Annotated in this window: 11 protein-coding genes; all 11 read left to right on the top strand. The window is 72.5% G+C overall.

The window, feature by feature from the left end; all coding sequences use genetic code 11:
* Positions 1-24: 24 nt before the first annotated feature.
* The 11 genes from SPRI_RS06075 to SPRI_RS06025 all read left to right on the top strand — a co-directional run bounded on the left by SPRI_RS06075 (position 25) and on the right by SPRI_RS06025 (position 15,003).
* The gene (locus tag SPRI_RS06075; RefSeq protein WP_005309344.1) at positions 25-1,239 is read left to right on the top strand and encodes a Gfo/Idh/MocA family protein; all 1,215 of its coding nucleotides are present in this window, start codon (positions 25-27) and stop codon (positions 1,237-1,239) included.
* Positions 1,240-1,279: 40 nt separating this feature from the next.
* Complete coding sequence (locus SPRI_RS06070; RefSeq protein ID WP_005309341.1) at positions 1,280-2,287, top strand: sugar phosphate isomerase/epimerase family protein; 1,008 nt, start codon at positions 1,280-1,282, stop codon at positions 2,285-2,287.
* A gap of 240 nt (positions 2,288-2,527) precedes the next feature.
* Positions 2,528-6,223: a ThuA domain-containing protein gene (locus tag SPRI_RS06065; protein ID WP_053556747.1), complete on the top strand. Its 3,696-nt coding sequence runs from the start codon at positions 2,528-2,530 to the stop codon at positions 6,221-6,223.
* A 107-nt stretch (positions 6,224-6,330) separates the two neighbouring features.
* A complete protein-coding gene (locus SPRI_RS06060) occupies positions 6,331-7,449 on the top strand; it encodes an inositol-3-phosphate synthase (protein ID WP_053556746.1) in 1,119 nt (372 codons plus the stop codon).
* Positions 7,446-8,516 carry a UbiA family prenyltransferase gene (locus tag SPRI_RS06055; RefSeq protein WP_053556745.1) on the top strand — a complete coding sequence of 357 codons (1,071 nt, stop codon included), beginning with the start codon at positions 7,446-7,448 and terminating at the stop codon, positions 8,514-8,516. The genes SPRI_RS06060 and SPRI_RS06055 overlap by 4 nt, the downstream gene beginning before the upstream one ends.
* Positions 8,517-8,935: 419 nt before the next feature.
* Positions 8,936-9,733, top strand: coding sequence for a sugar phosphate isomerase/epimerase family protein (locus tag SPRI_RS06050; RefSeq protein WP_053557693.1), 798 nt, complete (start codon positions 8,936-8,938; stop codon positions 9,731-9,733).
* Positions 9,730-10,377, top strand: a complete 648-nt coding sequence (locus tag SPRI_RS06045; RefSeq protein WP_005309334.1) for an EboA domain-containing protein — start codon at positions 9,730-9,732, stop codon at positions 10,375-10,377. Before SPRI_RS06050 ends, SPRI_RS06045 begins: the two co-directional genes overlap by 4 nt.
* Positions 10,377-11,225, top strand: a complete 849-nt coding sequence (locus tag SPRI_RS06040; protein ID WP_005309333.1) for a TatD family hydrolase — start codon at positions 10,377-10,379, stop codon at positions 11,223-11,225. Before SPRI_RS06045 ends, SPRI_RS06040 begins: the two co-directional genes overlap by 1 nt.
* Before the next feature lie 12 nt (positions 11,226-11,237).
* Positions 11,238-12,407: a metabolite traffic protein EboE gene (gene eboE, locus SPRI_RS06035; protein ID WP_005309331.1), complete on the top strand. Its 1,170-nt coding sequence runs from the start codon at positions 11,238-11,240 to the stop codon at positions 12,405-12,407.
* Positions 12,404-13,789, top strand: a complete 1,386-nt coding sequence (locus SPRI_RS06030; protein WP_005309330.1) for a nucleotide pyrophosphatase/phosphodiesterase family protein — start codon at positions 12,404-12,406, stop codon at positions 13,787-13,789. Before eboE ends, SPRI_RS06030 begins: the two co-directional genes overlap by 4 nt.
* 50 nt (positions 13,790-13,839) lie before the next feature.
* Complete coding sequence (locus SPRI_RS06025) at positions 13,840-15,003, top strand: sugar phosphate isomerase/epimerase family protein (RefSeq protein WP_005309328.1); 1,164 nt, start codon at positions 13,840-13,842, stop codon at positions 15,001-15,003.
* The last annotated feature ends 39 nt before the right edge of the window (positions 15,004-15,042 follow it).

The raw sequence follows: 15,042 nt of genomic DNA, 5'->3' as shown, positions 1-15,042 counted from the left end.
TGACTCCGACGAGGAGGATTCCGTATGCAACAGAGGGACAGTGAGGCCGCACCGCCGACACTCGGCGTCGGCATGGTCGGATACGCGTTCATGGGCGCCGCCCACTCCCAGGGGTGGCGCACCGCGGGACGCGTCTTCGACCTGCCGCTGCGGCCGGTCCTCGCCGCGATCGCCGGCCGTGACGCCGCCGCAGTGCGTGCCGCGGCCGGCAAACACGGCTGGGCCGCGGCGGAGACCGACTGGCGCGCCCTCGTGGCCCGCGACGACGTGCAACTCGTCGACGTCTGCACACCGGGCGACAGTCATGCGGAGATCGCGATCGCGGCGCTGGAGGCGGGCAAGCACGTGCTGTGCGAGAAGCCCCTGGCGAACTCGGTCGCCGAGGCGGAGGCCATGGTCGCGGCGGCGGCACGGGCGCGGGCGAACGGGCAGCTGGCGATGGTCGGCTTCAACTACCGCAGGGTGCCTGCTCTCACCTACGCCCGCCGGCTGATCGCCGAGGGCAGGATCGGCACCCTGCGCCATGTGCGGGTGACCTACCTCCAGGACTGGCTGGTGGACCCGGACTTCCCGCTGACCTGGCGCCTCGAGCGCGAGCACGCGGGGTCCGGGGCGCTCGGCGACCTCGGCGCCCACATCGTCGACCTCGCGCAGTACCTGGCGGGGGAGCCGCTGGTGGGGGTCTCCGCCCAGCTGGAGACGTTCGTCAAGGAACGCCCCCTGCTCCAGGGCGCCTCCGCAGGACTGACCGCGTCGGGCGGTGCACAGCGGGGACCGGTCACGGTCGACGACGCCGCCGTCTTCACCGGCAGGCTGGAGTCCGGGGCGCTGGCCACGTTCGAGGCGACCCGGATGGCCTCGGGCCGCAAGAACGCCCTGCGGCTGGAGATCAACGGTGAGCTGGGCTCGCTCGCCTTCGACCTCGAGCGGCTCAACGAGCTCTCCTTCCACGACCATCGGGAGCCCGCCGCCACGGCCGGCTTCCGCCGGATCCTGGTCACGGAGGCGGAGCACCCGTACCTGGAGGCCTGGTGGCCGCCGGGGCACGCGCTCGGCTACGAGCACACGTTCGCCCACCAGGCCCGCGACCTGGTCGAGGCGATCGCGTCCGGCACCGACCCGGTCCCCTCGTTCGCCGACGGGCTCCAGGTCCAGCGGGTGCTGGCGGCGGTGGAGGAGAGTGCACAGAAGAACTCCGTCTACACCCCCGTGCAGGCGGTGGAGGCAGTACAGGCTTGACGGCCGGCAGAGATCCGGCAGGACCCGGTTTGGAGGCGCCATGCCACGCCCGTTCACACTGTTCACCGGCCAGTGGGCCGATCTGCCGCTCGAGGAGGTCTGTTCACTCGCCCGCGACTTCGGCTACGACGGTCTGGAACTGGCCTGCTGGGGCGACCACTTCGAGGTCGACAAGGCCCTGGCCGACCCTTCCTACCTCGACGGCAGGCACGCCCTGCTGGAGAAGTACGGCCTCAAGTGCTGGGCCGTGTCCAACCATCTGGTCGGCCAGGCGGTCTGCGACAACCCCATCGACGAACGCCATCAGGGCATCCTGCCCGCCCGGATCTGGGGCGACGGGGAACCGGAGGGCGTACGGCAGCGGGCCGCGGCGGAGTTGAAGGACACCGCGCGCGCCGCCGCCGCCTTCGGGGTCGACACCGTGGTCGGTTTCACCGGCTCGTCGATCTGGCACCTCGTGGCGATGTTCCCGCCGGTGCCCGAGCGGATGATCGAGCGCGGCTACGAGGACTTCGCCGAACGCTGGAACCCGATCCTCGACGTCTTCGACGCCGAGGGCGTCCGCTTCGCCCACGAGGTGCACCCCAGCGAGATCGCCTACGACTACTGGACGACGAAACGCGCCCTGGAGGCCGTCGGTCACCGGCCGGCCTTCGGGCTCAACTTCGACCCCAGCCACTTCGTCTGGCAGGACCTGGATCCGGTCGGCTTCCTGTACGACTTCAGGGACCGTATCTACCACGTCGACTGCAAGGAGGCCCGTAAGCGTCTGGACGGGCGCAACGGGCGGCTCGGTTCGCATCTGCCGTGGGGCGACCCGCGGCGCGGCTGGGACTTCGTCTCCGCCGGGCACGGTGACGTGCCGTGGGAGGACGTGTTCCGGATGCTGCGTTCGATCGGCTACGACGGACCGATCTCGGTGGAGTGGGAGGACGCCGGAATGGACCGCCTGATGGGCGCTCCGCAAGCGCTTGCCGATCTGAAGCGCTTCGACTTCGACCCGCCGACGGCCTCGTTCGACGCTGCCTTCTCGGGCGGCGACAGCTAGAAACGCCCAGGTACGGCCCGGTGGCGAGGGATGCCTCCGGGCCGGTCAGGGCTGCCCGGACACGCCTTTGTCCTGTGCTGGGAAAAAGTTCAACTTCTCTGCTGCACAAGGGCTTTCGGACCAGGACCAACCCGGCTACGGTCCCATCTCGTGTACACGACGTAGGTGGTTCGGGAGTGACGGCGCACTCCGGTTCCACGGCACACCGCCCCGTTCGACCGGCCTTACCGGAGGACATTCGTGCACAGAACAAGGCCCAGGGCCCGCAAGGCCCTCGCACTCCTCACCGGCGGTCTCCTGGCCGCCGGCTCGCTCGCCCTCACCGCGCCGACCACCGCGTCCGCCGCCGACCCCGAGACCGCGGTCTCCGCGGCCGCGGAGGATTTCCAGCAGGTCACACTCGCCAAGGGTGGTGAGGAGACCGGCGAGCCCATGTCGCTGGCCGTCCTGCCCGACCGCAGTGTGCTGCACACCTCCCGCAGCGGCGAGCTGCGTATGACGGACGCCGCCGGAAACACCCGCGTCGTCGGCACCGTCCCCGTCTACTCGCACGACGAAGAGGGACTCCAAGGCGTCGGCCTGGACCCCGGCTTCGCGCAGAACCGTTTCATTTACCTCTACTACGCACCGCCCATGGACACCCCCGCGGGCGACGCCCCGAACGAGGGCACAGCGGCCGACTTCGCCAGGTTCGACGGCGTCAACCGGCTCTCGCGGTTCGTGCTCCGTGCGGACGGCACGCTGGACAACGCCAGCGAGAAGAAGATCATCGACATCCCGGCGACCCGCGGCATCTGCTGCCACGTCGGCGGCGACATCGACTTCGACGCCGAGGGCAACCTCTACCTGTCGACCGGCGACGACTCCAACCCCTTCGCCTCCGACGGCTACACGCCGATGGACGACCGGCCCGGCCGCAACCCGGCGTACGACGCCCGCCGCACCTCCGGCAACACGAACGACCTGCGCGGCAAGATCCTGCGCATCAAGGTCGAGGCCGACGGCTCGTACTCCGTCCCCGAGGGCAACCTCTTCGCCCCCGGCACGGAAAAGACCCGGCCCGAGATCTACGCGATGGGCTTCCGCAACCCGTTCCGCTTCAGCGTCGACAAGAAGACCGGCGTCCTCTACGTCGGCGACTACGGCCCCGACGCCGGCACCGCCGACCCGAAGCGCGGACCCGCCGGCCAGGTCGAGTTCGCCCGCGTCACCGGCCCCGGCAACTTCGGCTGGCCGTTCTGCACCGGCGACAACGACCCGTACGTCGAGTACGACTTCGCCACCAAGACCTCCGGTGCGACGTTCGACTGCGCCAACCTGAAGAACACCTCGCCGCACAACACCGGCCTGGTCGACCTGCCGCCCGCGCAGCCGGCCTGGATCCCGTACGACGGCGGCTCCGTCCCCGAGTTCGGCAGCGGCTCCGAGTCCCCGATGGGCGGCCCGGTCTACCACTACGACGCCGGGCTCGACTCCCCGGTGAAGTTCCCCGAGGCGTACGACGGCGACTTCTTCGCTGGTGAGTTCGGCCGGCGCTGGATCAAGCGCATCGACACGGCGGAGGACGGCACCGTCCGCTCCATCAACCCCGTCCCGTGGACCGGCACCCAGATCATGGACATGGCCTTCGGGCCGGACGGCGCGCTGTACGTCCTCGACTACGGCACCGCCTGGTTCGGCGGCGACGAGAACGCCGGCCTGTACCGGATCGAGAACGCCACCGGCGGCCGCTCACCGGTCGCGGAGGCCGCCGCGGACAGGACGTCCGGCCAGGCGCCGCTGCGCGTCACCTTCTCCTCCGCCGGAACCACCGACGCGGATGGCGACGCACTCACGTACAGCTGGGACTTCGGCGACGGCACGACCTCCACGGAGGCGAACCCCGTCCACCACTACACCAAGAACGGCACCTACACCGCGACGGTCACCGCGAAGGACCCGACGGGCCGCACCGGCTCCGCCAGTGTCCACGTCGTCGTCGGCAACACCGCGCCTAAGGTCACACTCGAACTGCCGGTTGAGGGCGCGCTGTTCGACTTCGGCGACGAGATCCCGTTCAAGGTGACCGTCACCGACCCCGAGGACGGCACCATCGACTGCACCAAGGTCACGGTGAACTACGTCCTCGGCCACGACAGCCACGGCCACCCCATCACCTCCGCCAAGGGCTGCGAAGGCACCATCAAGACCTCCGCCGACGGCGGACACGACCCCAACGCCAACATCTTCGGAGTCCTCGACGCCGAGTACACCGACGGCGGAGGCGGCGGCCAGGCCGCGCTGACCACCCACGACCAGGCCCAGCTCCAGCCCCGCCACCGGCAGGCCGAGCACTTCGACGGCCAGTCGGGCGTCAAGACGTACGACAAGGCGGCTGCCCACGGTGGCAAGACCGTCGGTGACATCGACAACGGTGACTGGATCTCCTTCGAGCCGTACAACCTGACCGGCTCCAAGAAGCTCACCGCCCGCGTCTCCTCCGGCGGCGCCGGAGGGATCCTCGAGGTGCGCACCGGCTCCGCGGCCGGCAAGCTCCTCGGCTCCGCACCGGTCCCGGTCACCGGCAGCTGGGAGACCTTCCAGGACATCGAGGTGGCACTGCGGGGCGTTCCCGAGCGGACGACGAAACTCTTCCTGGTCTTCAAGGGCGGAGCCGGAGCGCTGTACGACGTGGACGACTTCAAGCTCTCCGAGACCCCCGTCGACAAGGCCGCCGAGCGCGTCCTGGTCTTCTCGAAGACCAGCGGCTTCCGCCACGACTCCATCCCGGCGGGCATCACGGCCCTGAAGGAGCTCGGCGGCTCCGCCGGGATCACGGTCGACGCCACAGAGGCGGCCGGCCAGTTCACCGCCGCCAACCTCGCCAGGTACGACGCGGTCGTCTTCCTCTCCACCACGGGCGACGTGCTGAACGCCGATCAGCAGAAGGCGTTCGAGGACTACGTCGCGGCGGGCGGCGGCTACATGGGCGTCCACGCCGCGGCCGACACCGAGTACGACTGGGAGTTCTACGGCGGCCTCGTCGGCGCCTACTTCGCCTCCCACCCGCAGATCCAGCCCGCCACCGTCCGCGTCGAGGACCACGACCACCCGGCCACCTCGCACATCGACGGCCCCTGGGAGCGCACCGACGAGTGGTACAACTACCGCACCAACCCGCGTGAGCAGGCCCGTGTCCTCGCCACCCTCGACGAGACCACCTACCAGGGCGGCACCATGAAGGGCGACCACCCGATCGCCTGGTGCCAGACCTACGAGGGCGGCCGTGCCTTCTACACCGGCGGCGGCCACACCAAGGAGTCCTACGCCGAGCCGGCCTTCCGTCAGCACCTCCTCGGCGGGCTGCGGTACGCCACCGGCCAGGTGAATGCCGACTGCAAGCCGCGGACCGGCTACCGGACCATCTTCAACGGCGAGACCCTCGAGGGCTGGAAGCAGGCCGGGCCGGGCAGGTTCGACATCGTCGACGGCGAACTGCGCACCGAGGGCGGCATGGGCATGCTGTGGTACCAGGCCAAGGAACTCGGCTCGTACTCGCTGAAGCTCGACTGGAAGATGGAAGGCGACGACAACTCCGGTGTCTTCGTGGGCTTCCCCGCCTCCGACGACCCGTGGTCCGCCGTCAACAACGGCTACGAGGTCCAGATCGACGCCACCGACGCAGCCGACCGCACCACCGGCGCGGTCTACGGCTTCAAGTCGGCCGACCTCCAGGCCCGTGACCAGGCGCTGAAGCCGCCCGGTCAGTGGAACAGCTACGAGATCCGGGTCGAGGGAGAGCGTCTGCGGGTCTTCCTCAACGGAGTGAAGATCAACGACTTCACCAACACCGACCCGGTCCGCAGCCTCAAGGACGGCTACATCGGCATCCAGAACCACGGGGCCGAGGACCAGGTGTCCTTCCGGGACATCCAGCTGAAGGAGCTGCCCTCCTAGGCCGCAGGCCAGGGCCGCCCATTTGCCGGCGGCGGGCGGGGAGGCGCCGTACCCCCCGCCCGCCGTCCTCCACCACATCGGAACATCGACTGGCAGGGAGGCAGCCCGTGACAGACGGGAATGCACGTACCGGAGTCTGGTTCGTCGGAGCACGCGGCTCGGTGGCCACCACCGCCGTCGCCGGATGTGCGGCGGTCACGGCCGGGATGCACCCGCCCACCGGCATGGTCACCGAGACCCCGGCCTTCGCCGGGGCCGGGCTGCCGCCCCTGTCCTCACTCGTCTTCGGCGGACACGACACCGCCCACTGCCCGCTGCCCAAGCGCGCGGAACACCTCACGGAAGCGGGCGTCCTGCCGCACGGCCTCGCCTCTGCGGTGCGCGCCGAACTGGCCGCCGCGGACGCCGGGATACGGCCCGGCGGACCGGGCGCGGGCGACACCCGGAGCGACGAGGAACTCGTCACGGCGTTCGCCGCCGACATCGAGGAATTCCGCGCACACAACGAACTCGCCCGTGTCGTGGTCGTCAACGTCTCCTCCACCGAGCCGCTGCCCGCACCGGGCGCACTGCGGCTGCCGCCCAGCTCCCTCTACGCGGCCGCCGCCGTCCGGGCCGGCTGCCCCTACGTCAACTTCACCCCTTCCACCGGGCTGCGAACCGAGGCCCTCACCGACGCCGTCGCGGCCGGTGGACTTCCCCACGCCGGCCGCGACGGCAAGACCGGCCAGACGCTGCTGCGGGCGGTGCTCGCCCCGATGTTCGTGCAGCGGGCCCTGGACGTACGGGCCTGGTCGGGCACCAACCTGCTGGGCGGCGGGGACGGGGCGGCGCTGGCCGACCCCGCCGCCGCGGCGGCGAAGAACGCCGGCAAGGAGCGGGTCCTCGCCGACACCCTCGGGCACACACCGCAGGGCGAGGTCCACATCGACGACGTACCGGCGCTCGGCGACTGGAAGACCGCCTGGGACCACATCGCCTTCGAGGGCTTCCTCGGCTCGCGGATGATCCTCCAGACCATCTGGCAGGGCTGCGACTCGGCGCTGGCCGCGCCGCTGGTCCTGGACCTGGCCCGGCTCCTGGCCCGGGCCCACGAGGTGGGCCTGTCCGGGCCGCTGCCCGAACTCGGCTTCTACTTCAAGGACCCGGACGGCGGGCCGGCGGGCCTGTCCGAGCAGTTCACCGCCCTCCTCGGCTTCGCGGAGCGTCTGCGGGAGGCCGGGTGAGGCCGCGCGACTGGGCCGAACTGCTGCGCGTGTCGGCCCTGTTCACCGTGCCCGGTGACGCCCTCGCCGGGGCGGCGTCGGCGGGGGGGCGCCCCAACCGGGGCACCGCGCTCGCCGTGGGCGCCTCGCTCTGTCTGTACGAGGCGGGCATGGCGCTCAACGACTGGTCCGACCGCGACGAGGACGCGATCGACCGGCCCCACCGCCCGATCCCGTCCGGCCGGATCTCCCCGGCTGCCGCGCTGGGCGCGGCCGGAGCGCTGACGGCGGCGGGCCTCGGCCTCGCCGCCCGCGCCGGCCGTCCCGCCCTCGCCGTGGCGACGGCGCTCTCGGCGACGGTCTGGGCGTACGACCTCCACCTCAAGCACACGAAGGCCGGCCCGGCGGCGATGGCCGCGGCCCGCGGCCTGGACCTGCTGCTCGGCGCGACGGCAACGTTGTCCGCTGCCGGGCGCCGCGCGACGGCACCCGGCAGCGCGGTGGCCGCACGGCCGGACCGGGCGGTACGAGGGGCCCGGCGGGCCGCCGTGAACGGAGCCACGGGTGCCGGTGGTTCAGCGCCCGCGGTGCGGCCGGCACGGAGGGCGGTCGCGCGCGGGCAGGGGCCCGCGCCCGCCGCGTCCCGCCATGCGTTCCGGGTGGGGCGCGGCGGAGGATCCGTCCGCGCCGCCGCGCCCGCCGCCGCGGTGCTCGCCGCGCACACCTACGCCGTCACCACCGTGTCCCGCAACGAGACGCAGGGCGGCTCGACCCGCGCGCCCCTCGCCGCGCTGGCGGCGACGGGCGCGGTCGCCGCCTTCGCGGCGCGGCCTCGCGGGACGGCGGTGCCGGCCGCCGCCGTGCTGCTCGCCGCCGCGTACGCCCGCACCGCCGCCGTCCCCTACCTCCACGCCGCGCTCAACCCGTCCCCGCCGCTGACCCAGCGCGCCGTCGGCGGCGGCATCCGCGCCATGATCCCGCTCCAGGCCGCCCTCGCGGCACGGTCCGGGGCGGGCGTCACGGGGCTCGCGGTGATGGGGCTGGTTCCGCTCGCCCGCAAGCTCGCACGGAAGGTGAGCCCGACATGAGCCCCGCCACCCACCCGGGCCCCGCCGGCTCCCGCCGCGCCTCCGGCCCCGGTCCCGACACACGCTCCGGCCCTGGCACCCGCCGGACCCGTGACGCCCACTCCGGCCCGACCGCCGGTGCCGGTCCCGAGACGGGCCGTGGCCCGGACTCCCCCTTCGGCGTGGACGATCGCCCCGGTCCGGGCTCCCGTCCTGGTGAGGGTTCCCGCTCTGGCCCCGCCGGCTCCGGCCGCGCCTCCGGCCCCGGTCCCGACACACGCTCCGGCCCGGGCCGCGCAGCCCACTCCGGCCCGGCCACTGGCAGCGGTCCCGACACCCGCCCGGCACCGGGCGATCGGCCCGCGCCCGCCGCGGCCGGGGACCGGCTTCGTTTCGGGTACGGGACCAACGGGCTCACCGACCTCCGTCTCGACGACGCGCTGGGGCTCCTCGCCGACCTCGGCTACGACGGCGTCGGGCTCACCCTCGACCACATGCACCTCGACCCGCTCGCCCCCGGGCTCGCCGAGCGGACCGCCCGCGTCGCCCGACGGCTCGGTGAACTCGGTCTCACCGCCACGGTCGAGACGGGCGCCCGTTACGTCCTCGACCCGCGGCGCAAGCACGGCCCGTCCCTGCTCGACCCCGACCCCGAGGGCCGCGCCGCCCGCACCCGGCTGCTGATCACCGCCGTCAAGGTGGCGGCGGACCTCGGCGCGCACGCCGTGCACTGCTTCAGCGGCATCACCCCGCCCGGCACCGACGCGGACACCGCGTGGAAGCGGCTGGAGGAGGCGATCCTGCCCGTGCTCGACGCCGCGGCCTTCGCCGGCGTCCCCGTCGCCGTCGAACCCGAGCCCGGTCACCTCCTGGAGGACCTCGCCGGCTTCCACCAGCTGCGCACCTCGCTCGGCAACTCCGCACCCCTCGGCCTCACCCTCGACATCGGCCACTGCCAGTGCCTGGAGCTCGAGCCGCCGGCCGACTGCGTCCGCGCGGCCGGTCCCTGGCTGCGGCACGTCCAGATCGAGGACATGCGGCGCGGGGTCCACGAGCACCTGCCCTTCGGCGACGGCGAGATCGACTTCCCACCCGTCCTCGACGCCCTCGCCGCCACCGGCTACCGGGGCCTGACCGTCGTCGAGCTGCCCCGCCACTCCCACGCGGGCCCCGAACTGGCCCGCCGGTCCATCGAGTTTCTCCGTACCGCAGTCGCGAAGGGAGCACCGGCATCGTGACGCAGACCGCACCCTGGACCGTCGAGGAGGTCGGGGCCCGGCTGGCCGACGACACGGCCCGCGCCTGGCTCGGCGACGCGCTGGCCGAGGCCGCCCGCGCCGCCCAGGCGCCGCCGACGGCCCCGTCGCCGTACACCGCGCACACCTGGGAGCTGCGGTTCGCCGCCGCGGGCCGCCACTGCGGGCAGGACAACGCGGACGCCGTCCGCACCCTGCTGCTCACCGAGGCGCGGGCGGGCCTGGAGACCCTGACCCGCCTCTACCGGCAGGGGAGTGCCGCCGAACGCCGCGCCGTGCTGCGCGCGTTGCCGTTCCTCGTCGAAGGACCGCACGCCGTGCACCTGCTCGACGACGCCCTGCGCACCAACGACACCCGGCTCGTCTCGGCCGCCGTCGGCCCGTACGCCGCCGCCCATCTCGACCCGCACGCCTGGCGGCACGCCGTGCTCAAGTGCCTGTTCACCGGGGTGCCCCTCGACGACGTCGCGGACCTCGAACGGCGGGCCCGCGGCGACGGAGAACTCGCCCGCATGCTCACCGACTACGCCGCCGAACGCACCGCGGCCGGCCGCGACGTCCCCCACGATCTCGACCGAGTGCTGACCCTGACCGGCGAGAAGCCCCAGCGGCCCCAGGAGCTGTGATGCGCATCTTCGACCCCCACATCCACATGACCTCCCGCACCACCGACGACTACGAGGCGATGTACGCCGCCGGTGTGCGCGCCCTCGTCGAGCCGTCGTTCTGGCTCGGCCAGCCCCGCACCTCCCCGGCCAGCTTCTTCGACTACTTCGACGCCCTTCTCGGCTGGGAGCCGTTCCGCGCCGCCCAGTACGGCATAGCCCACCACTGCACCATCGCGCTCAACCCCAAGGAGGCCAACGACCCCCGCTGCACGCCCGTCCTGGACGCGCTGCCCCGCTATCTCGTCAAGGACTCGGTCGTCGCGGTCGGCGAGATCGGCTACGACTCGATGACCCCCGCGGAGGACACGGCGCTCGCCGCCCAGCTCCAGCTGGCCGCCGACCACGGGCTGCCCGCCCTCGTCCACACCCCGCACCGCGACAAGCTCGCCGGCCTGCACCGCACCGTCGACGTGATCCGCGAGTCGAACCTGCCCACCGAACGGGTGCTGCTCGACCACCTCAACGAGACGACCGTGAAGCACGCCGCCGACAGCGGCTGCTGGCTCGGGTTCTCCATCTACCCAGACACCAAGATGGACGAGGACCGCATGGTCGCCGTCCTGCGGGAACACGGGACGGAGAAGGTGCTCGTCAACTCCGCGGCCGACTGGGGCAGAAGCGACCCGCTGAAGACCCGCAAGGTCGGTGACGCCATGCTCGCCGCCGGCTTCACCGAGGACGACGTCGATCAGGTCCTGTGGCGCAACCCGGTCGCCTTCTACGGCCTCAGCGGCCGCCTCCAGCTCGACATCCCGGAGCCGGAGGGCCTGCACGAGGGCAACTCCATCCTCCGCGGCGGGGAATGAGGGGAGCAGAGGATGCGCTTCCGTCACCCCGACGGCTCGACCGTCCACCTCTCGTACTGCACCAACGTCCACCCCGCGGAGACCCTGGAGGGCGTCCTCGCCCAACTGCGTGACCACTGCGAACCGGTGCGCAAGCGCCTCGGCCGTGACCGGCTCGGCATCGGCCTGTGGCTCGCGAGGGACGCCGCCCGCGCCCTGGTCACCGACCCGGCGGCCCTGCGGGGACTGCGCGCCGAACTGGAGCGGCGCGGCCTCGAGGTCGTCACCCTCAACGGCTTCCCCTACGAGGGCTTCGGCGCGGAAGAGGTCAAGTACCGCGTCTACACACCGGACTGGACCGACCCCGAACGCCTGACCCACACCACCGACCTCGCCCGGCTCCTCGCGGCGCTGCTGCCCGACGACGTCACGGAGGGCACCATCTCCACCCTCCCGCTCGCCTGGCGCACCGGCTTCGACGAGGAGGCCGCCGCCACCGCCCGCACCGCGCTGACCACCCTCGCCGAGCGGCTCGACGCCCTCGAGGAACTGACCGGCAGGTCCGTCCGGATCGCGCTGGAACCGGAACCCGGCTGCACGGTGGAGACCACCGCCGACGCGATCGGACCGCTCAGCGCCGTCCCCGGCGACCGGATCGGCGTCTGCATCGACACCTGCCATCTCGCCACCTCCTTCGAGGACCCGCAGACCGCCCTCGCCGCCCTCGCCACGGCCGGCGTCACCGTCGTGAAGGCTCAGCTCTCCGCCGCGCTGCACGCCGAGAACCCGCACCTGCCGGAGGTGCGCGAGGCGCTCGCCGCGTTCGCGGAGCCGCGTTTCCTGCATCAGACCCGTACCCTCACCGCCGCCGGCCTGCGCGGGACCGACGACCTGGACGAGGCCGTGGCCGGCGGCGCCCTCCCGGACGGCGGGCCCTGGCGGGCGCACTTCCACGTCCCCCTGCACGCGCCGCCCGCGGAGCCGCTCACCTCGACGCTCCCCGTCCTGAAGGACACCCTGACCCGGCTCGTGGGCGGCCCGGAACCGCGCACCCGCCACCTCGAGGTCGAGACCTACACCTGGCAGGCCCTCCCGCCGGAGCTGCGGCCCCGCACCCGGGGCCAGCTCGCCGACGGCATCGCCGCAGAACTGACCCTGGCCCGCGACCTGCTGACCGACCTCGGCCTCAAGGAACTGCCATGAGCGACACGCGCCCCACCCCGCTGCTGGTCCTGGACGTGGTCGGCCTCACCCCCCGGCTCCTGGACCACATGCCCCGGCTCAAGGCGCTCGCGGCCGCCGGCTCGCAGGCGAACCTGAGCACCGTGCTGCCGGCCGTCACCTGCGCCGCCCAGTCGACCTTCCTCACCGGCGTCCTGCCGGCCGAGCACGGCATCGTCGCCAACGGCTGGTACTTTCGCGAGCTGGGTGACGTCCTGCTCTGGCGCCAGCACAACGGTCTGGTGGCGGGCGACAAGATCTGGGACGCGGCCCGCCGCGCCCACCCCGGCTACACCGTCGCCAACATCTGCTGGTGGTACGCGATGGGCGCCGACACCGACATCACCGTCACCCCCCGGCCCGTCTACTACGCCGACGGCCGCAAGGAACCGGACTGCTACACCCGCCCGCCGGCCCTGCATGACGAACTCACCGAGAAGTTCGGTACGTTCCCCCTCTTCCACTTCTGGGGACCGGGTGCCGACATCGTCTCCAGCCGGTGGATCGCCGACGCGACCCGCCACATCATGCGCACCCGCCGTCCCGACCTGACCCTGTGCTACCTGCCGCACCTGGACTACGACCTCCAGCGCTACGGCCCCGACGACCCCCGCTCGCTGCGGGCCGCCGCCGACCTCGACGCCGTCATCGGCCCGCTGCTCGACGACGCCGAGCGCGAGGGCCGCACGGTGGTCGCCCTGTCGGAGTACGGCATCACCCGGGTCAGCCGCCCCGTCGACATCAACCGCGCGCTGCGCCGGGCCGGTCTGCTGGAGGTCCACACCCAGGACGGCATGGAGTACCTCGACCCGATGACCTCCCGGGCGTTCGCCGTCGCCGACCACCAGCTCGCCCATGTCTACGTGCGCCGCCCCGAGGACCTCGACGCCGTCCGTGAGGCGCTCGACGGGCTGCCCGGTCTCGGTGAACTCCTCGACGACGAGGGCAAGAAGGCCCACGGGCTCGACCATCCCCGCTCCGGCGAGCTGGTCGCGGTCGCCGAGCCCGACGCCTGGTTCACGTACTACTACTGGCTCGACGACGACCGCGCCCCCGACTTCGCGCAGCTGGTCGAGATCCACCGCAAGCCGGGCTACGACCCGGTCGAGCTGTTCATGGACCCGCACGACCCGTACGTACGGCTCAAGGCCGCCAAGGCCGTGGCCCGCAAGAAGCTCGGCATGCGCTACCGCCTCGCGGTCGTGCCGCTCGACCCGTCACCGATCCGCGGCAGCCACGGCCGCCTCCCCGCGAGCGACGAAGAAGGTCCGCTCCTCCTGTGCTCCACCCCCCGCGCCGTCACCGGCCGCGTCGCGGCCACCGATGTGAAGTCCCTGCTGCTGCGGCTCGCCGGCCTCGACTGAGGCGGCGAACCGCCACGCGTCCGCACCCCCGTAACGAAAGAGAGATCATCGTGACCGCGTTCAACGACGAATCCGCCACCGGTGAAAGCCTGCGCCGCACGCTCGGCGTCAGCCGCCGCCGATTCCTGAGTACCTGCACCGCCGCCGCTGCCGCGGCGATCGCCGCCCCCGTCTTCGGCGCCTCGCCCGCCCTCGCGGCGGACACGGCGGACGACAGAGGCGAGGACCACGGCCGTTCCGCGCTGGTCCCGCCCCACAAGCGCGGCATCATCCTCTACACGGTCCGTGACGCGACGGGCCGCGACCCGCTCTCCACCGACCTGCCGTCGGGCTTCCGCGAGGTCTTCAGGCAACTGTCCCGCTACGGCTACAAGCAGGTCGAGTTCGCCGGCTACCGCCAGCACGCGAACGCCCCGGGCGGCGCGAACCTGGAGACCGTCGAGGGCGCCAGGCTCATGCGGTCCTGGCTGGACGAGTACGGGCTGACGGCGCAGGGCAACCACGGCTTCATCCCGGGATCCTGGCCGCTGACCCCCTCGGACCTCGACACCTTCAAGCGTCATCTGGAGATCGCCAACATCCTCGGCATGGGCCACATGGGCACCGGTGGCGACCCCACCGGCAGCTCCTACCGCGCCGACTGGGACGTCGCGGCGGAGAAGTGGAACGCGCTGGGCGCCATCGCCCGCCGCGAGGGCATCAAGCTCTACACCCACAACCACGACTCGGCGTACGGGTTCCTGCTCGACGGCGGCCCGCTGGACGCCCAGGGCCGGCCGACCCGCAGCTCCGGCATCCGCAAGCTGGAGTACTTCCTGGAGGTGACCGACCCGCGCGACGTCTGGCTGGAGATGGACATCTACTGGGCGCACGTGGCGCAGTACAAGTTCCACACGTACACCGCCCACGACGGCTCCACGGTGGAGCAGGTCTTCGACCCGGCCGGTCTGGTGGTCCGGCACAACGTGCGGTACCCGCTGTTCCACGCCAAGGACGGCACGGTCAACACCCAGAACGGCCAGGGCTACGACATGGTGACGTTCGGCGAGGGCGACATCGACTACCGCAGGTTCTTCAGGCGGGTGGGGGCGAAGAACTACCACAACCCGATGATCGAGCACGACGGCGCGCCCAGCGCCACGGTTCCGGGGCAGTCCCTCGAGGTGGCCCGGAAGAGCTACGACAACCTCGCGGCGCTGCGCGCCCGGCACTGACCCGGCGGCGGCCCGCCCGGTGGCCTGGGGTCCACCGGG

The sequence above is a fragment of the Streptomyces pristinaespiralis genome (assembly GCF_001278075.1).
Lineage (GTDB): Bacteria > Actinomycetota > Actinomycetes > Streptomycetales > Streptomycetaceae > Streptomyces > Streptomyces pristinaespiralis.
This window is presented reverse-complemented; position numbering and strand designations above follow the sequence as displayed.

Excerpts from the sequence above, each read along its gene's own strand:
- SPRI_RS06075 (WP_005309344.1), top strand. The coding sequence starts at position 25 with ATGCAACAGAGGGACAGTGAGGCCGCACCGCCGACACTCGGCGTCGGC.
- SPRI_RS06070 (WP_005309341.1), top strand. The coding sequence starts at position 1,280 with ATGCCACGCCCGTTCACACTGTTCACCGGCCAGTGGGCCGATCTGCCG.
- SPRI_RS06040 (WP_005309333.1), top strand. The coding sequence starts at position 10,377 with ATGCGCATCTTCGACCCCCACATCCACATGACCTCCCGCACCACCGAC.
- eboE (WP_005309331.1), top strand. The coding sequence starts at position 11,238 with ATGCGCTTCCGTCACCCCGACGGCTCGACCGTCCACCTCTCGTACTGC.
- SPRI_RS06030 (WP_005309330.1), top strand. The coding sequence starts at position 12,404 with ATGAGCGACACGCGCCCCACCCCGCTGCTGGTCCTGGACGTGGTCGGC.